15 protein-coding genes are annotated in these 16787 nt (G+C 68.6%); 11 read left to right on the top strand and 4 right to left on the bottom strand.

Going from position 1 to position 16787, the window contains the following annotated elements; genetic code table 11:
* Positions 1-3: 3 nt before the first annotated feature.
* The 4 genes from B9P64_RS12110 (at position 4) to htpG (ending at position 3524) form a co-directional block, all read left to right on the top strand.
* Positions 4-687: a Fe2+-dependent dioxygenase gene (locus tag B9P64_RS12110; protein WP_085316499.1), complete on the top strand. Its 684-nt coding sequence runs from the start codon at positions 4-6 to the stop codon at positions 685-687.
* 29 nt (positions 688-716) lie between these two features.
* Positions 717-989 (top strand): PepSY domain-containing protein, encoded by a 273-nt coding sequence (locus B9P64_RS12105; RefSeq protein ID WP_085316498.1) that lies wholly within the window; start codon positions 717-719, stop codon positions 987-989.
* Entirely contained in the window at positions 986-1513 is a 528-nt protein-coding gene (locus tag B9P64_RS12100) for a cytochrome b/b6 domain-containing protein (protein ID WP_085316497.1), read from the top strand. The genes B9P64_RS12105 and B9P64_RS12100 overlap by 4 nt, the downstream gene beginning before the upstream one ends.
* A gap of 112 nt (positions 1514-1625) precedes the next feature.
* Positions 1626-3524 carry a molecular chaperone HtpG gene (htpG, locus tag B9P64_RS12095; protein ID WP_085316496.1) on the top strand — a complete coding sequence of 633 codons (1899 nt, stop codon included), beginning with the start codon at positions 1626-1628 and terminating at the stop codon, positions 3522-3524.
* A gap of 366 nt (positions 3525-3890) precedes the next feature.
* On the opposite strand, the gene B9P64_RS12090 is transcribed toward htpG, so the two are convergent.
* Complete coding sequence (locus tag B9P64_RS12090) at positions 3891-4430, bottom strand: PEP-CTERM sorting domain-containing protein (RefSeq protein ID WP_085316495.1); 540 nt, start codon at positions 4428-4430, stop codon at positions 3891-3893.
* A 420-nt stretch (positions 4431-4850) separates the two neighbouring features.
* On the opposite strand from B9P64_RS12090, the gene B9P64_RS12085 reads away from it, so the two are divergent.
* The gene (locus B9P64_RS12085) at positions 4851-5813 is read left to right on the top strand and encodes a diguanylate cyclase domain-containing protein (protein WP_085316494.1); all 963 of its coding nucleotides are present in this window, start codon (positions 4851-4853) and stop codon (positions 5811-5813) included.
* Positions 5814-5823: 10 nt separating this feature from the next.
* Here B9P64_RS12085 and B9P64_RS12080 read toward each other — a convergent pair whose 3' ends face one another.
* A complete protein-coding gene (locus B9P64_RS12080; RefSeq protein ID WP_085316493.1) occupies positions 5824-6333 on the bottom strand; it encodes a DUF3016 domain-containing protein in 510 nt (169 codons plus the stop codon).
* Positions 6334-6518: 185 nt separating this feature from the next.
* Between B9P64_RS12080 and B9P64_RS12075 the strand changes: the two genes are divergently transcribed.
* Both B9P64_RS12075 and zwf read left to right on the top strand, forming a co-directional pair.
* The gene (locus tag B9P64_RS12075) at positions 6519-8000 is read left to right on the top strand and encodes a tetratricopeptide repeat protein (RefSeq protein WP_176256820.1); all 1482 of its coding nucleotides are present in this window, start codon (positions 6519-6521) and stop codon (positions 7998-8000) included.
* 165 nt (positions 8001-8165) lie between these two features.
* On the top strand, positions 8166-9623 hold the full coding sequence (gene zwf / locus B9P64_RS12070; RefSeq protein ID WP_085316491.1) for a glucose-6-phosphate dehydrogenase: 1458 nt from the start codon (positions 8166-8168) through the stop codon (positions 9621-9623).
* 54 nt (positions 9624-9677) lie between these two features.
* Here the strand turns inward: zwf and B9P64_RS12065 are convergent, their stop codons facing one another.
* Both B9P64_RS12065 and B9P64_RS12060 read right to left on the bottom strand, forming a co-directional pair.
* Complete coding sequence (locus B9P64_RS12065; protein ID WP_235839987.1) at positions 9678-10559, bottom strand: MurR/RpiR family transcriptional regulator; 882 nt, start codon at positions 10557-10559, stop codon at positions 9678-9680.
* A gap of 108 nt (positions 10560-10667) precedes the next feature.
* Positions 10668-11630 carry an aldose 1-epimerase gene (locus B9P64_RS12060; protein WP_176256819.1) on the bottom strand — a complete coding sequence of 321 codons (963 nt, stop codon included), beginning with the start codon at positions 11628-11630 and terminating at the stop codon, positions 10668-10670.
* A gap of 228 nt (positions 11631-11858) precedes the next feature.
* On the opposite strand from B9P64_RS12060, the gene B9P64_RS12055 reads away from it, so the two are divergent.
* The 4 genes from B9P64_RS12055 (at position 11859) to B9P64_RS12040 (ending at position 16776) form a co-directional block, all read left to right on the top strand.
* A complete protein-coding gene (locus tag B9P64_RS12055; RefSeq protein ID WP_085316489.1) occupies positions 11859-13088 on the top strand; it encodes an ROK family protein in 1230 nt (409 codons plus the stop codon).
* On the top strand, positions 13085-14626 hold the full coding sequence (locus B9P64_RS12050) for a sugar ABC transporter ATP-binding protein (protein ID WP_085316488.1): 1542 nt from the start codon (positions 13085-13087) through the stop codon (positions 14624-14626). Before B9P64_RS12055 ends, B9P64_RS12050 begins: the two co-directional genes overlap by 4 nt.
* A 31-nt stretch (positions 14627-14657) precedes the next feature.
* A complete protein-coding gene (locus tag B9P64_RS12045) occupies positions 14658-15659 on the top strand; it encodes an ABC transporter permease subunit (protein ID WP_176256818.1) in 1002 nt (333 codons plus the stop codon).
* Between the two features lie 184 nt (positions 15660-15843).
* Positions 15844-16776, top strand: a complete 933-nt coding sequence (locus B9P64_RS12040) for an ABC transporter substrate-binding protein (RefSeq protein ID WP_085316486.1) — start codon at positions 15844-15846, stop codon at positions 16774-16776.
* The last annotated feature ends 11 nt before the right edge of the window (positions 16777-16787 follow it).

The following is a 16787-nucleotide window of genomic DNA, read 5'->3' as shown; positions in this document are numbered from 1 at the left end:
ACCATGCTCATCCCCATCGAAGGCGTGCTCGGCAAGGACGAAGTGGCGCAGTTCCGCGCCCGGCTCGATGCCGCCGACTGGCGCGACGGCGCGGCCACCGCCGGCACGCTCGCCGCCGGCGTCAAGCAGAACCTTCAGCTCGACGACGCCGCCGAGCCGGCCATCGGCCTCGGCAATCACATCCTGCGCAAGCTGGCCGGCAATCCGCTGTTCGTGTCGGCCGCGCTGCCGCGCCGCATCTATCCGCCCAAGTTCAACCGCTATGCCGACGGCGGTAATTACGGCACCCATGTGGACAGCGCCGTGATGCAGCTGCCCGGCAGCGGCGCCACGCTGCGCACCGACCTGTCGGCCACGCTGTTCCTTACCGAGCCCGACGACTACGACGGCGGCGAGCTGGAGATCGAGGGCGTCTACGGCGTGCAGGCGGTCAAGCTCGCGGCCGGCGATCTGGTGCTCTATCCGTCGACCAGCCTGCACCGCGTGCAGCCGGTCACGCGCGGCGCGCGGGTCTGCGCCTTCTTCTGGATCGAAAGCCTGGTCGGCGACGACGGCGAACGCGCGCTGCTGTTCGATCTCGACCAGTCGATCCAGGCGCTCACGCCGCGCCTGCCGCGCAACGACGCCGAGCTGCTGCGGCTGACCGGCGTCTATCACAACCTGCTGCGGCGCTGGGCCGTGGCCTGAGCCCGCCGCATTCATCTCAAGGAGAAGTCATGAAACTGCTGCATTTCACCTTCGTTGCACTCGCGCTCGGCGCCGCCTCGGCCGGCGCCTTCGCCCACGGCGATGTCGATTGCCCCAAGCGCGCCAAGGAGGAATGGCGCCCGCACACCGAGTTGCAGGACAAGCTCACCAAGGAAGGCTGGACCGTGCGCCGCATGGAAAAGACCGCCACCTGCTACGAGGTCTATGCCAAGACGCCCGACGGCAAGCGCGTCGAGGCCTTCTTCGATCCCAAGACCTTCGAGCGCGTCGAGGAGAAGTGAAGGTCTGGGACTGGCCGGTGCGGCTGCTGCATTGGGCTCTGGTGCTGACGGTGAGTGCGGCCTGGATCAGCGGCGGCAGCACCGGGCCGCTGCATGAATGGCTGGGTTACGGCGCGGGCGGCATCGTGCTGGCCCGCGTGGGCTGGGGGCTGGTCGGCGGGCGCTATGCGCGCTTCGGGCAGTTCGTGCGCGGGCCGGGCGCGACCTGGCGCTATCTGCGCGCGGTGCTGGCGGGCCGGGCGCCGCGCCATCTGGGCCACAACCCGCTCGGCGGCTGGATGGTGCTGGCGCTGCTCGGCAGCGCCGGGGCGCTGGCGCTGAGCGGCGCGCTCTACGTGACCGACTGGCTCTGGGGCTATGAATGGCTCTACCGGCTGCATGCGGCGCTCGGCTGGGCGCTGCCGGCGCTGGTGGCGCTGCATGTGGCGGGCGTGGTCTTCACCGGCCGCCAGCACGGCGAGAACCTGGTGCGGGCGATGGTCGATGGCCGCAAGGCGCCGCCGGCCGGGGATGACGTGGCGTAAGGCTTTGCCCCCGTCACCTCTTGAAACGTGGATTGCGGGCCCGACTTACGGCGTCGCCCCGACGCGCGGCTGCGCCGCCGTCCGCCCCAACACGTTTCAGGAGAGCCGCCCCATGTCCGAAGTTCAAGACCGTTCCGCGAAGGAAACCCTCGGCTTCCAGACCGAGGTGAAGCAGCTGCTTCACCTGATGATCCACTCGCTCTACAGCAACAAGGAAATCTTCCTGCGCGAGCTGGTCAGCAATGCCAGCGACGCCTGCGACAAGCTCAAGTTCGAAGGCCTCGCGCATCCCGAGCTCTACGGCAACGACCCGACGCTCGGCATCCGCGTGAGCTTCGACAAGGAAGCCCGCAGCATCACCATCAGCGACAACGGCATCGGCATGACGCGCGCGGACGCCATTGCGCACCTCGGCACCATCGCCAAGTCGGGCACCAAGGAATTCTTCGGCAAGCTGTCCGGCGACCAGCAGAAGGACGCCGCGCTCATCGGCCAGTTCGGCGTGGGCTTCTATTCGAGCTTCATCGTCGCCGACAAGGTCACGGTCGAGACCCGCCACGCCGGCGATCCGCAGGGCGTGCGCTGGGAAAGCGATGCCGGCGGCGAATACACCATCGAGCCGATCGACAAGCCCACGCGCGGCACCGACGTGACGCTGCACCTGCGCGAGGGCGAGGACGACTTCCTCTCGCGCTGGCGCCTCAAGTCGATCATCGCCAAGTACTCCGACCACATCTCGCTGCCGATCCGCATGCGCAAGGAGGAGTGGAACGCCGAGAAGAGCGAGTACGTGACGCTCGACGAGGAAGAGACCGTCAATCAGGCGTCGGCGCTGTGGACCCGCAGCAAGAGCGACATCACCGACGAGCAGTACAAGGAATTCTTCAAGCACATCGCCCACGAGTACGACGATCCGCTCGCCTGGACGCACAGCCGCGTCGAAGGCCGCAGCGAATACACCCAGCTGCTCTATCTGCCGGCCAAGGCGCCGTTCGATCTGTGGGACCGCAGCAAGAAGGCCGGCATCAAGCTCTATGTGAAGCGCGTCTTCATCATGGACGACGCCGACCAGCTCATGCCGAGCTATCTGCGCTTCGTGAAGGGCGTGATCGACTCGGCCGACCTGCCGCTCAACGTCAGCCGCGAAATCCTGCAGGAAAGCCGCGACGTCAAGGCGATCCGCGACGGCAGCACGAAGAAGGTGCTGGCGATGATCGAGGACCTGGCCGAGAACAAGCCCGAAGACTTCGCCAAGTTCTGGACCGAGTTCGGCCAGGTGCTCAAGGAAGGCATCGGCGAGGACAGCGCCAACAAGGAGCGCCTGACCAAGCTGCTGCGCTTCGCCTCCACCCGCAACGGCGACGACGCCCAGACCGTGTCGCTGGCCGATTACGTCGGCGCGCTGAAGGACGGCCAGGACAAGATCTACTACGCCACCGGCGAGACCTGGGCCCAGGCCAAGTCGAGCCCGCATCTGGAGGTCTTCCGCAAGAAGGGCGTGGAAGTGCTGCTGCTGACCGACCGCGTCGACGAATGGATGCTGAGCTTCCTGAGCGAGTTCGAGGGCAAGGAACTGGTCAGCGTCGCCAAGGGCGGCCTCGATCTGGGCCAGCTGCAGGACGAGGAAGAGAAGAAGCAGGCCGAGGCCGTCGAGACCGACTTCAAGCTGGTGGTCGAGAAGATGAAGGGCGTGCTCAAGGAGCGCGCCAAGGATGTGCGCGTGACCTTCCGCCTGACCGATTCGCCGAGCTGTCTGGTGGCCGACGACGGCGAGATGTCGGCGACGCTGCAACGCCTGCTCAAGCAGGCCGGCCAGCCCGCGCCCGACAGCAAGCCGATTCTCGAGATCAATCCCGAGCATCCGCTCGTCAAGAAGCTGAAGGACGAGGAGCTGCGCTTCGGCGACTGGTCGAACACGCTGTTCGACATGGCGGTGCTGTCGGAAGGCGGTCAGCTCGACGAGCCGGCGGCCTTCGTCAAGCGCGTGAATGAGTTGCTGATCGCGCGCTGATCGGCGCCGGCATTCGGCCTGGACGGGCTTGCATCGATTGCCGCCGGCGTGGATGGGCCGGCAGTGGCGGCGCCGAATGCAAGCCTTGTCACCCGGGATCCGAGTCAGCGTTGGCTCGCCCAGGGTTTGGTCGATTTCCGCTTGGCTTGAGGTATTTCCGCCTGAACTCGAATTGACATGAATTGGGCGATTCGAATTGCCGACAGCATCGAATCGCCAATTATTTCTCGATTGAAATGGCCGGACCGATCGATCCGGCATGAGGAAATGCAAATGGACTGCAATACCGGCGTTGCTGGCGACATTGCAGTCGGCATGAAAAAACCCGGCCGAGGCCGGGTTTTTTCATGCCGCGAGCCGGGAGGCTCAGGCTTGCTTGCGACGACGGGCGACGAAGCCCACGGCGCCGAGCGCGAGCACGGCCAGGCTGGCCAGGTCGGGTTCGGGCACGGCCGGCGTGGCCGGCGCGGCCGACAGGCTGTAGAAGTAGCCGGTGCCGGCGCCGCCGACGCGGGTGTAGTAGGTGCCCGCGCTCAGGAGGGTGGTCAGGCTGCCGGCGGTGGCCAGCAGGCTCTGGCTGCCCGAGTACAGGTTGAAGGTCGGGCTGCCGCTCGACGCGGCCAGGCTCAGGCTCAGCGAAACGGCCGACGGGCCGGTCAGCGTGAACTTGTAGTAGTCGTAGGAATCGTTGCCGGGAACGATGACCTGGCCGGCGATCGGGGCGTAGCTCGCGCCGACGACTTGGTAGGAGTTGCCGACGGCGAGCGAGCCGAGATCTTGCGCGGTGGCGAAGGTGTCGTTCGTGGCGCCGCCGTTCAGTTCCGTTTCGAAGACGACGGTGGTCGATGCGTGGGCACCGGCGGCAAAGGTCGCAGCAAGCGCTGCGGCGAGAAGTTTGAATTTCATGGGGAAAAGCTCCGGAGGCTGGTACGGGGAAGGCGGTGGAATGCCCAGCTAAACACTCACCTGCCTGCTCGCCAATGAATGGGAACTGAGCGAGTGTTTGCGGCGTTGCACCAGTCCCGCGATGCGCAATTTCACGAATACGGCCGGTGTGCCGATTGGCAGCGCCTTGGCGTAATCGATTTCTCCTGCCCGATTTCCCGGAGTGGACGCTTTTGCACAACTCGCCGAATGGCTTGTGGCTGGCCTATTTCAAATGAAAGCTGGCGGTGGGATTGAAGCGTGAGATTTGTCAGGTCTGAAACCGGGGCCGCGGCCAGGGTTTTTGCCGCTATTCGACGGCATGCCGTTTCAGGAAGCGGAGCTGCCGACCGTTAAGCAACAGGTGGCCCGGTGCTCCGGGCGCTTCCTACGGTCCCTGACATGACGCTTCCCAGCAGCATTCCGATGACAGTCCTGGTCGTCGATGACCAGTCCGCGGTGCGCGCCGCCCTGCGCGCCCTGCTCAGCCAGATGGGCCATCAGGTGCTGGAGGCGGACGGCGCCGAGGAGGCGCTGCGCAGCTTCAGCCAGCACCGGCCCGATCTGGTCCTGCTTGATGTGGAGATGCCCGGCCATGACGGCCTGTGGATCGCCCGCGCGCTGCGCGCCGCCGAGCCCGACGGCTGGACGCCGATCATTTTTCTGTCGGGGCGCCGGCATGACATCGATCTGTGGCAGGGCATTGCCGCCGGCGGCGACGACTATCTGGTGAAGCCGGCATCGCCGATGGTGCTGGCGGCCAAGCTGCGCGTGATGGAGCGGTTGACGCTGATGCGGCGCCGGCTGGTCGAGCTGTCGGAGAGCGATGCGCTGACCGGATTGCGCAACCGGCGCGCCTTCGACGCCCGGCTGGCCGAGGAAATCGCCGCGGCGCGGCGCGAGCGCAGCCCGATCACGCTGATGCTCTGCGACGTCGACTGCTTCAAGGCCTACAACGATGCGCTCGGTCATCCGGCCGGCGACCGTTGCCTGACCGCGATCGCAAAACTGCTGGCCCAGGCGGCCCAGCGTCCGCGCGATTCGGTGGCGCGCTATGGCGGCGAGGAATTCGCGCTGATCCTGCCCGGCACGCCGCGCGCCGGCGCCGCGAGCTTTGCCTGCAAGCTGGAGCAGGCGATGGCCCAGGCGCGACTGCCGCATCCGCGCTCGGTGGTCGGGCCGCGGGTGACGCTGTCGGGCGGCATGGTCAGCTGCCTGCCCGACGACACGCTCACGCCGGCGCGGCTGGTCGCGGCCGCCGACGAGGCGCTGTATGCGGCCAAGGCCCAGGGCCGCGACCGCTTCGTCAGCATCGAGCTGGCGCCGGCGCCGGTGCGCCGGCCGGTCGAGGCCTGCCTGCTCTGAGCCGGCGGCGTCAGCCGGGACAGAAGCTGCGCCGGAACCAGCGCGTGAGCAGGGCGCGGTCGTGGCGCCATTGGCCGCTGTCGTTGCGCGCGTTGAAGTCGGCCAGATAGTTCATGTCGATCAGGTGCTCGGTGGCGCCGGCGAGCGGCGTGCCGGCGCCGTCGGCGAGCCGCCAGTCCAGCTCGATGCGCGGCCAGGTGGCGTCGCGCAGCACCCGCATCTCGCTCGGCGCCACGGCGAACGGCGTCTCGCCGGCCAGATCGATGTCGGTGATGCGCACCGTCAGCCGGCGGTCCGGCGCGAGGCAGCCGGGCGCGAGCCGCTCCAGATGCTCGCGCAGTGCGGCCAGCACTTCCGGATCGGCGCCGCGACCGCCGCTGCGGCGCGCATCGGTGAAGCGGTCGGGCTCGACGAACTGCACCGTGACGGCACCCGGCACGACGGCGGCCGGCGGGCGCGGTTGCGCACAGGCCGCCAGCGCCAGCGCGGTGGCAGCCAGGGCGGCAGGCAAAGGCTTCATTGCATCTCCTTCGATGAGCCAGGGTAGCCAGGGTTCGGGCGGTTGTACCAGCGCCGCCGCACCGCCGCGACCGGCTGGGGTCGCCGATGCCGCGCTTAGCCGCCGGAAAGCCCGTGTTTTGCCGCCATCCGGCAGCGCCCGCGCCACCTAGCATCCCTGGCATTCCCCCGAGAAAGCCTGGAGCCATGACCCGATCCGCCGCCCTGCCGAGCCAAGACGATCCCGTGCAGTTGGTGCGCGCCGCCCATGCCTGCGCCGACGCGCGGCCGGCCGACGCCGAGCGGCTCTATGCCCGCGCGATCGCGCTCGACCCGGCCGACGTGGCGGCGCGCGTCGGCCACGGCCGCGTCTGCCTGCAACTCGGCCGGCTGTCCGAAGCCATGACCAGCCTCGAAGCGGCGCTCGCGCGCGCGCCCGAGGATGCGGTCGCCAATCTGCTGTTCGGCCGGCTGGCGCTGCGGCTGCACGAGCCGGCGCTGGCGGTGCAGCACTTTCAGCGGCTGCTGCATGTGCAGCCCGGCAGCGAGGCCGGCCGGGTCGCGCTCGCGCATGCGCTGGTGGCGCAGGGGCGCGGCGAGGAAGCCCTGCGGGCGATCGGCGCGCTCATCGAGGCCAATCCGCGCTCCGAGCTGGGCTGGCTGGCGGCCGGCATCGTGCAGGAGCAGCTGTGCCGCGACGAGGGCGCGGCCGAAGCCTATGAAGCCGCGCTCGAAGTCGCACCGCAGTCGCCGGCGGCGCGCTATCACCGCGCCTTTCTGCGGCTGCGTGCCGGCGACTTCAGCGCCGGCCTGCGCGACTACGAAGCCCGCTTCGACGCCGGCTTCGTGCCGCGCCCGCCGTCGCCGGCCGCAGTCTGGGATGGCGCCGAGGTGGCGCATCTGCTGGTGTTTGCCGAGCAGGGGCTGGGCGATGCGATCCATTTCTGCCGCTTCGTGCCGATGGCGGCAGCGCGGGTGAAGCGGTTGACGCTGGTGGCGCCAGCGCCGCTGGTCGAGCTGTTTTCGCGCTGCCTCGGCGTGCCGGTGATCGCCGCCGGCGCCGGCCTGCCGCGCCACGACGCTCAGGTGAGTCTGATGAGCCTGCCGCAGGCGCTGCTGCTGGGCCGCTCGGCCAGCGTGTGGCCGGGGCCTTATCTGCATGCCTCGCTGCGGCCGGCGCAGGGGCTGCAACTGGCGCGCAATCCGGGCCAGCTGCGTTGCGGGCTGGTCTGGGCCGCGTCGCCGGCGCATCCCACCGAGGCCACGCCCTACACCCGGCGTTCGTGTGCGCTGCGCGATCTGGCGCCGCTGCTCGATCTGCCCGGCATCGATTGGTACAGCCTGCAACTGGGGCCGGCCGCGCGCGAGATCGATGGCAACGGCTGGCAGTCGCGCGTCGTCGATCTGGCGCCGCGCCTGCACAGCCTGGACGACACCGCCAGCGTCGTGGCCCAGCTCGATGCGGTGGTCAGCGTCGACACGGCGGTCGCGCATCTGGCCGGCGCGCTCGGCCAGCCGCTGCATCTGCTGCTGCCGCAGGCGGCCAACTGGCAATGGCAGCGAGGCGATCACACCGCCTGGTATCCGGGCGCCCGGCTGCACCGGCAGATCCGCGCCGGCGACTGGAGCGCGCCGGTGGCCAGCGTGGGCGAGGCGCTGCGCCAGGAGGCCGGCGTGCCGGCGCTCTGAGCCGTGCCAGCCGACCGGCGGCAGGCGCCGATTCCGCGCCACGAAATGCCGATCGAAAACAATGGTGTAACTTTACTACAGCGTTCTTTATAATCTCCCGCACGCCCGCCCGACCAGGCTGTCGCCGGCAGCCGGTGAGGGCGCAACGAACATGCGAGAGACAACATGCCGGGTACCCAAGTCAGCGCGGTCGATATCGTCATCTTTGGAGGCAGCGGCGACCTGACGGCGCGCAAGCTGCTTCCGTCGCTCTACCTCGCGCACCGCGACGGCGCGCTGCCGCCGCAGTTCCGCGTCATCTGCGTCGGCCGCCACCGCTGGGGCGATGCCGAGTTCCGCGATTTCCTCGACAACCAGGCGCGCCCCTTCATCGAGAAGCAGCACTACTCCGACGAAGCCTGGGCCGCGTTCACCGCCACCGTCATCTGGCGCACGCTCGACGCCACGCAAGCCGCCGATTACGCCGAGCTGCGCCCGCTGCTCGACGACGGCACCGCGCGCGTGTTCTTCCTGGCGATGGCCTCGACGCTGTTCGAGCATGTGTGCCGCAACATCGACGCCGCCGGCCTGAACACGCCGCTCACGCGCATCGTGCTCGAAAAGCCGCTCGGCACCGACCTCGCGTCGGCCAAGGCCATCAATGCCACCGTGGCCGAGGTGTTCGAGGAGCGGCAGATCTACCGGATCGACCATTACCTGGGCAAGGAGACGGTGCAGAACCTGATCGCGCTGCGCTTCGGCAATGCGATCTTCGAGCCGCTGTGGCGCGCGCCCACGGTCAAGAGCGTGCAGATCACCGTGGCCGAGACCGTCGGCGTGGGCACGCGCGGCGAGTTCTACGACGCCACCGGCGCGATGCGCGACATGATCCAGAACCATCTGCTCCAGGTGCTGTGCATCGTGGCGATGGAGCCGCCCGCGTCGCTCGACCCCGACGCGGTGCGCGACGAGAAGATGAAGGTGCTGCGCTCGCTCAAGCCGATGAAGCTGGCCGACATCGCGCGCGACACGGTGCGCGGCGTGTACGGCCCGGGCACGGTCAAGGGCGAGCCGGTGCCCGGCTATCACCAGAGCAAGGGCATTCCGGCCGAGTCGGAGACCGAAACCTTCGTCGCGCTGCGGGCCGAGGTGAACACCTGGCGCTGGGCCAACGTGCCGTTCTTCCTGCGCACCGGCAAGGCGATGCAGGACCGCGTGTCCGAGGTGGTGATCGACTTCGCCGACGTGCCGCATTCGATGTTCGGCGGCTCGGTGCTGCGGCACAACCGGCTGGTCATCAGCCTTCAGCGCGACGACTCGGTGCGGCTGCATCTGATGGCCAAGGAGCCCGGCGACGGCATGAATGTGCGGCCGGTGAGCCTGGCCTTCGACTTCAAGCACACGTTTGCAACCCGGCGCGCCGATGCCTACGAACGTCTGCTGCTCGACGTGATTCGCGGCCGCCAGACGCTGTTCGTGCGGCATGACGAGCTGGAAGCGGCCTGGGCCTGGGCCGAGCCGATCATCGAGGGCTGGAAGAAGCTCGGCGAGCGTCCGCGCCCCTACGCGGCCGGCAGCTGGGGCCCGGCGGCGGCGTCGGCGCTGATCGCGCGCGAGGGCGCGCACTGGCATGAAGAGATGTGACACCGCGCATGTGAAAAGGGCCGCTCGATGCGGCCCTTTTTCAATTGCGTCCGCTCAGACGCGCCGGTCGCGCAGCGAGCTCTTGGCGCGCTCCAGATCGGCCGCCACCGACGGCCCGCGCCGCAGGCTCACCGCCACCGAAAGAATGTCGATCACCGTGAGCTGGGCGATGCGCGACGACATCGGCGCATAGATGTCCGGATCCTCCTCGGTATCGACCGGCAGCGACACGGTGGCGCGCTCGGCCACCGGCGAGCCGGGCGGCGCCAGCACGATCACGTCGGCGCCGGCGCTGCGCGCGGCATCGACGCTGTGCATCAGGTCCATCGTGCGGCCGCTGGTCGAGATGGCCACCACCGCATCGCCCGGCTTGAGCAGCGCCGCCGCCATGCCGTGCACATGCGGATCGCTGTAGGCCACCGTGGGCACGCCCAGGCGAAAGAACTTGTGCTGCGCGTCCTGCGCCACGATGCCCGAGTTGCCGAGGCCGTAGAACTCGATGCGGTGCGCGGCGGCGAGGATGTCGGCCGCCTGATCGAGCGCCGCGATGTCGAGCTGGGCGGCCAGCTTGATGAGCGCCGCGATGTTCTTCTGCGTGACCTTCTGCACCATCGCATCGGTGCTGTCGCCGGGCGCCACGTCGCTGTGCACATAGCGCATGCCGCGCACCAGACTGCGCGCCAGCTCCAGCTTGAATTCCTTGTAGCCGCGATAGCCCGAGGCGAGGCAGAACCGCACGATGGTCGGCTGGCTCACGCCGACCGCATTGGCCAGCGCGCCGATCGACATGCTCACCACCGCATCGCGGTGCTCGCCGATGTAGTCGGCCACCTTGAGTTCGGCGCGGCTGAAGCGCTCGCGTGCCGCGTCGACGGTCGCCATCACGTCGGTGGCGCCCGGCGGCAGCGCGACCGGAAATTCGGCATTGGTGGACATGGCAGCGGTTCGTGAAAGTAATGTGGATACTTTACTACCGCTTTCCGCCGCTCCCCTGCGGCCCCGGATGGCCGGTGCCGCGCTGCGTGATGCGCGACGCTGCCGGCGTCAGACGCGAAAGCGCGTCAGGCATTCCAGCATGGCGCCGGGCGCCAGCCAGTGGCCGCCCACGTCGGTTGCGCCGGCGGCGGCCAGATTCATCCAGTCGGTGACGTTGCTGACCGGCTCGAAGCAGAAGAAATCCTGGCCGAGCGGCACATAGGCCAGCGCGTAATCGAGCGGCGCGGCAGCCGAAATCTCCATGCCGCGCCCGCGCTCGGGCCAGTCGATGCGCGCCTGCCGCGACCAGCCGGTGAAGTTGTTGTCGAAGGTCGCATCCGGGCTGATCGCCTCGACCGCGATGCCGGCCGGCAGTTGCGCGAGCCAGCCGGGCACGGTCTGTTGCGTGGGCAGTTGCGTGGCATCGGCTTCCCACATGGTTGCCACGCGCGTGCTCAGCCGGGTGGCGGCGTTGCGCGGGTAGTAGGGGTGATGGCCGAGGCCGGCCGGCATCGGCGCGTCGTCGAGATTGCGCACGCCGAGGACGACGCCGAGCGTCGTCGCGCTCAGGTTGAAGTGCTGCCAGGCCTCGAAGCGCCAGGGCCAGCCGTCGCCGCCGTCATGCGCCAGGACGATGGTCAGACTGGTGGCGCTGTGCGAGGTCACGCGCCAGGGCTGGCGCCAGCCCAGACCGTGCAGCGCATGCGGCACGTCGGCCAGCATCTGCGGCAAGCGCACCGGGCGCGCGCCGGCATCGCTGCGGCCATCGCGGATGCGGTTGCAGAACGGCACCAGCGGAAAGCTGCCCATGCGCAGCGGATCGGCGGCGAGCAGCGCCGCCTCGGTGGCGGGCCGCATCCAGTGCAGCGGGCCGGCCCCGGTCTGGCTGAAGAAGGCGGCGATGCAGCCGCCGACCTCGGGCGTGACCGCCAGTCGCAGATCGCCGGCGGAAAGGTTGACGCACAGGCCGAGGGCGGCGTCGAGATCGGCATCGCCAGTGGCGGCGGGAAGGGGCGGAGCGGTGTCGTGCATGTCGTCAGGCGGGATAGGCGGCGTGAAAATGCGAATTGGCGGTCGCGACCGGTCGAAGTGGGGATACGCCTCGTCTGCAACCAACAACGCCGATCTACTGCCAAAGCAGGCACAAATCCGCGTCATCCGTACAAACCCGAGGCGTTCGACAATTGACGGGACCGAGTATCGCCGATTTAATGAATCAACTTGATTTAATAAATCGACACTCCCACCGGGAGGAGACGAATGCCACGCGACCGCGTCGGCCAGGGACGCAATTCGGTCCATCTGCGCCGCTTCAATGAACGACTGCTGCTGCAATTGCTGCGTCGCATGGGCGAGGCCTCCAAGGCCGATCTCGCGCGCCGCGCCGACCTGACCAACACGGCGGTCGGCAGCATCATCGATGCGCTCGAACTCGACGGGCTCATCGAGCCGGCGGGTCGGCGTGCCGAGGGTGGACGCGGCCAGCCGGCGGCGCTGATCCGGCTCAAGCCGTCGGGCGCCTATGCCATCGGCGTGCGGCTCGACCGCGACAGCCTGCAAACCGTGCTCATCGATTTCAGCGGCACGGTGCTCGCGCGCTGCCTGCACAACCGGCTGCTGCCGACGCCGGCCGAGGCGCTCGAAATCGTGGTGGCCGACGTGCAATCCATCCTCGCCGACATGAGCGAGGCCGAGCGCGAGCGGCTCACCGGCATCGGTCTGGCCCAGCCCTACAACCTCGGCGCCTGGCTGCGCGAGCTGGATCTGGGCTCGGCCCACTTCAAGGAATGGGACACGGTCGACTTCGGCGCGCTGCTGTCCGAAAAACTGGCGCTGCCGGTGTTCAGCGAGAACGACGGCAATGCCGCGTCGATTGCCGAGCTGTTCTACGGCCTCGGCTCCAGCCTCGACGATTTCCTCTACGTGTTCCTCGGCCCGGCCATCGGCGGCGGCGTGGCGGTGGGCGGCGACTGCATGCGCGGCACGACCGGCAATGCGGCCGACATCGGCGTGATGCCGGTGCCCAACGGCACGCTGGCCTCGGCGCCGGAGCCGCGCGGTCGCTGGTCGATCCTGATGGCGCGCGCCTCGCTCAATGCGCTGGTGCGGCATCTGCGCTTTCACGGGCTGGCCGCCGATACGCATGCCGAGATCGAGCGCCAGATCCGCGACCGCCATCCGGCGGTGGACGAATGGATTGCCGATTGCGTCGATGCGCTCGCGCCGGCGCTGCGCAGCTGCATCTGCCTGCTCGACCTGCCGGTCATCGTCTTCGACTGCGACGTCGATGCCGGCCTGATCGACCGCCTGATGACCGAGCTGGACACCGCCCTGCGCCACGACGCGCCCGAAGCCCGCGACACGCCCAACATCGTGCGCGGCAGTTTCGGGCCCGATGCGGGCGCCATCGGCGCGGCCAGCCTGCCGCTGTTCTTCAACTTCTCGCCCCGCGCCCAGGTCTTGCTGGGGCAGGGCTCGGGTGCCGCATGAGTCACGATCCCAACCGCGCCGCCATTCTCGAAATGCGCGGCATCAGCAAATCGTTCAACGGCCAGCGCGTGCTGAAGGACGTGAGCTTCAGCATCTACCCCGGCGAAATCCATTCGCTGATGGGCGAGAACGGCGCCGGCAAATCGACGCTGATGAAAATCCTGTCGGGCGCCTACATCGCCGATCCGGGCGGCGAAATCCGCATCGGCGGCAAGCCGGTCGTCATCGACGGTCCGCTCGCCAGCAAGGCGCACGGCGTGGCCGTCATCTACCAGGAGCTGAGCCTCTGCCCCAATCTGAGCGTGGCCGAGAACATCTATCTGGGCCGCGAGCTGCGCCGCCTTGGCCGCGTGGACCGCAAGGCGATGGAAGCCGGCTGTGCCGATGTGCTGGCGCGGCTCGGCGCCGGCTTCACGCCGCGCACCGTCGTCAGCGAGCTGTCGATCGCCGAGCGCCAGCTGGTCGAGATCGCGCGCGCGGTTCATGCAAACGCTCGCATCCTCATCATGGACGAGCCGACCACGCCGCTGTCGTCGCGCGAGACCGACCGGCTGTTTGCGCTGATCCGCCAGCTCAAGGCTGAGGGTCTGGCCATCGTCTACATCAGCCATCGCATGGCCGAGATCTACGAGCTGTCGGATCAGGTCTCGGTGCTGCGCGACGGCATGCATGTGGGCGTGCTCGACCGCGCCGGGCTGTCGGCCGAGACGCTGGTGCAGCTGATGGTCGGGCGCGACATCTCGGGCTTCTACAAGAAGGAGCACGCGCCCTACGACCCGGGCCATGTGCTGCTCAAGGTGCGCGACATGGCCGATGGCAAGCGCGTGCGCAACTGCGGCTTCGACCTGCATGCGGGCGAGGTGCTGGGCATCGCCGGGCTGGTTGGCGCCGGCCGCACCGAACTGGCGCGGCTGATCTTCGGCGCCGACGGCCGCAGCAGCGGCAGCGTGGAAGTGGAGGGCAAGCCGGTGCGGCTGCGCACGCCGCTCGATGCGCTCGACGCCGGCATCGTCTACCTGACCGAGGACCGCAAGCATCAGGGCCTGTTCCTCGACATGAGCGTGCGCGACAACATCAACGTCTGCGCCGCGCGCGTGGATGCGCGCCCGGGCGGCGTGCTCGACCGACGCAGCGGCATGCGCCGCGCCGCCGAGTCGATCCGCGAACTGAAGATCCGCGTCGCCTCGCCGCAGGTGAATGTGGGCGCGCTGTCGGGCGGCAATCAGCAGAAGGTGCTGCTCGCCCGCCTGCTGCAGATGAAGCCGCGCGTGCTGGTGCTCGACGAGCCGACCCGCGGCGTGGACATCGGCGCCAAGAGCGAGATCTACCGGCTCATCAACGACCTGGCCAAGACCGGCGTCGGCATCGTCGTCATCAGCAGTGAGCTGCCCGAGATCGTGGGCACGGCCGACCGCGTGCTGGTCATGCGCGAAGGCGAAATCGTCGGTGAACTGGGCGGCCATACCGGCCGGCCGGTGAGCCAGGAAACCATCATCGAATACGCCACCGGCGCGGCTCACATGCCGGTCGCGGCCTGAGCCAGACATGAAACATCAGGGAGACAAGCCCATGAACCAAGCCGCCAACCCCACCGCGCCGGTCCCGCCGGGCAATCCCATCGACGCGCGCGCGCGTCTGCGTCAGGTGATGCGCAATGTCGGCATGCTGCCGGTGCTGCTGCTGCTGTGCCTGGGCTTCGGCGCGCTCGCCGACGGCTTCATGACGGTGCAGAACATTTCCATCGTGGCCCAGCAGGCGTCGATCAACATCGTGCTGGCGGCGGGCATGACCTTCGTCATCCTGACCGGCGGCATCGATCTGTCGGTCGGCTCGATCCTCGCGGCGGCCGCCGTGGTGGCGATGCTGGTGTCGCAGATTCCGGGCATGGGCTTCGTGGCGGTCGCCGCCGGCCTCGGCTCGGGCCTGGTGCTGGGGCTGCTCAACGGCTCGCTGATCGCGTTTGCCAAGCTGCCGCCGTTCATCGTGACGCTGGGCGCGCTGACCGCGATGCGCGGCATCGCGCGGCTGCTCGGCGACGACAAGACCATCTTCAATGCCGACCTGCCGTTCGCCTTCATCGGCAACGAGTCGCTGCTGGGCGTGCCCTGGCTGGTGGTGATCGCGCTGGCGGTGGTGGCGCTGTCGTGGTTCGTGCTGCGTCGCACGGTGCTGGGCGTGCAGATCTATGCCGTCGGCGGCAATCCCGAGGCGGCACGGCTGTCGGGCATCAAGGTGTGGAAGGTGCTGCTGTTCGTGTATGCGCTGTCGGGCGCGCTGTCGGGCCTGGGCGCGATCATGACCTCGGCGCGGCTGTATGCGGCCAACGGGCTGCAACTGGGCCAGTCGTATGAGCTGGATGCGATCGCGGCGGTGATCCTGGGCGGCACCAGCTTTGTCGGCGGCGTCGGCTCGATCGTGGGCACGCTGATCGGCGCGCTCATCATCGCGGTGCTCGGCAACGGGCTGATCCTGCTCGGCGTGTCCGACATCTGGCAATACATCATCAAGGGCATCGTCATCATCGGCGCCGTGCTGCTCGACCGCTATCGCCAATCGGGTGCGCGTACCTGACGCCACCTTTGCGCCGACGCGGCGACACAAGCCGCGCGGCGCCGGCCGGCAGCCGCCAGGTTTCTCCCTCTGGTAGCAAAAAGCCGCTTCTCCTCTACCTCTTCAGACATTCCCTGAAACCGCCGGGCGGCTTCTGGTCGGCCGCCTGCGCCCGCGCACTTCGACCAGAAACAGGAGACAACCAATGAAAACCATCCGCATCGTCGCCGCGCTCGCGCTGGCTCTCGCCGCTGCCGGCGCCGCCCAGGCGCGTGAGCTGAAGGCCGTCGGCATTACCGTCGGCTCGCTCGGCAATCCGTATTTCGTGACGATGGCCAAGGGCGCCGAAGCGCGCGCCAAGGCGATCAACCCGAATGTGAAGGTCACGGCGGTGTCGGCCGACTACGACCTGAACAAGCAGTTCACCCAGATCGACAACTTCATCTCGGCCGGCGTGGACCTGATCCTGCTGAACGCCGCCGATGCCAAGGCCATCGAGCCGGCGGTGAAGAAGGCGCAGAAGGCGGGCATCGCGGTGGTGGCGGTGGATGTGGTGGCCGCGGGTGCGGATGCGACGGTGCAGACCGACAACGTGGACGCCGGCAAGATCGCCTGCGCCTACATCGTCGAGAAGCTCGGCGCCAAGGGCGGCAACGTCATCATCCAGAACGGCCCGCAGGTGTCGGCGGTGATCGACCGCGTGAACGGCTGCAAGTCGGCGCTGGCCGCCGTGCCGGCGATCAAGATCCTGTCCGACGACCAGGACGGCAAGGGCTCGCGCGAAGGCGGCATGAACGTCGCGCAAGGCCATCTCACGCGCTTCCCCAAGGTCGATGCGATCTTCACGATCAACGATCCGCAAGCCATCGGCACCGACCTGGCCGCGCGCCAGCTGGGCCGCAGCGGCATCGTCATCACCTCGGTCGACGGGGCACCCGACATCGAGGGCGCGCTCAAGGGCAAGACCCAGATTCAGGCCTCGGCCAGCCAGGACCCGTGGGCCCAGGCCCAGCGCGCAGTCGAGATCGGCTACGACCTGCTCAACGGCAAGAAGCCGGCGACGCCGGTGGTGCTGCTCGCGCCCCAGCTCATCACGCGCGACAACGTCGGCAGCTACAAGGGCTGGTCGTCGCGCTGAGCGACAGCGCC

The organism is Derxia lacustris (assembly GCF_002105195.1).
Lineage (GTDB): Bacteria > Pseudomonadota > Gammaproteobacteria > Burkholderiales > Burkholderiaceae_E > Derxia > Derxia lacustris.
Note: the sequence above shows the minus strand (reverse complement) of the source record. Positions and strands in the feature narration are given on the sequence as shown.

Excerpts from the sequence above, each read along its gene's own strand:
- B9P64_RS12090 (WP_085316495.1), bottom strand. The coding sequence starts at position 4,430 with ATGAAATTCAAACTTCTCGCCGCAGCGCTTGCTGCGACCTTTGCCGCC.
- B9P64_RS12110 (WP_085316499.1), top strand. The coding sequence starts at position 4 with ATGCTCATCCCCATCGAAGGCGTGCTCGGCAAGGACGAAGTGGCGCAG.
- B9P64_RS12075 (WP_176256820.1), top strand. The coding sequence starts at position 6,519 with ATGACCCGATCCGCCGCCCTGCCGAGCCAAGACGATCCCGTGCAGTTG.
- B9P64_RS12055 (WP_085316489.1), top strand. The coding sequence starts at position 11,859 with ATGCCACGCGACCGCGTCGGCCAGGGACGCAATTCGGTCCATCTGCGC.
- B9P64_RS12085 (WP_085316494.1), top strand. The coding sequence starts at position 4,851 with ATGACGCTTCCCAGCAGCATTCCGATGACAGTCCTGGTCGTCGATGAC.
- B9P64_RS12065 (WP_235839987.1), bottom strand. The coding sequence starts at position 10,559 with ATGTCCACCAATGCCGAATTTCCGGTCGCGCTGCCGCCGGGCGCCACC.
- B9P64_RS12080 (WP_085316493.1), bottom strand. The coding sequence starts at position 6,333 with ATGAAGCCTTTGCCTGCCGCCCTGGCTGCCACCGCGCTGGCGCTGGCG.
- zwf (WP_085316491.1), top strand. The coding sequence starts at position 8,166 with ATGCCGGGTACCCAAGTCAGCGCGGTCGATATCGTCATCTTTGGAGGC.
- B9P64_RS12060 (WP_176256819.1), bottom strand. The coding sequence starts at position 11,630 with ATGCACGACACCGCTCCGCCCCTTCCCGCCGCCACTGGCGATGCCGAT.
- B9P64_RS12050 (WP_085316488.1), top strand. The coding sequence starts at position 13,085 with ATGAGTCACGATCCCAACCGCGCCGCCATTCTCGAAATGCGCGGCATC.
- htpG (WP_085316496.1), top strand. The coding sequence starts at position 1,626 with ATGTCCGAAGTTCAAGACCGTTCCGCGAAGGAAACCCTCGGCTTCCAG.
- B9P64_RS12040 (WP_085316486.1), top strand. The coding sequence starts at position 15,844 with ATGAAAACCATCCGCATCGTCGCCGCGCTCGCGCTGGCTCTCGCCGCT.
- B9P64_RS12045 (WP_176256818.1), top strand. The coding sequence starts at position 14,658 with ATGAACCAAGCCGCCAACCCCACCGCGCCGGTCCCGCCGGGCAATCCC.
- B9P64_RS12105 (WP_085316498.1), top strand. The coding sequence starts at position 717 with ATGAAACTGCTGCATTTCACCTTCGTTGCACTCGCGCTCGGCGCCGCC.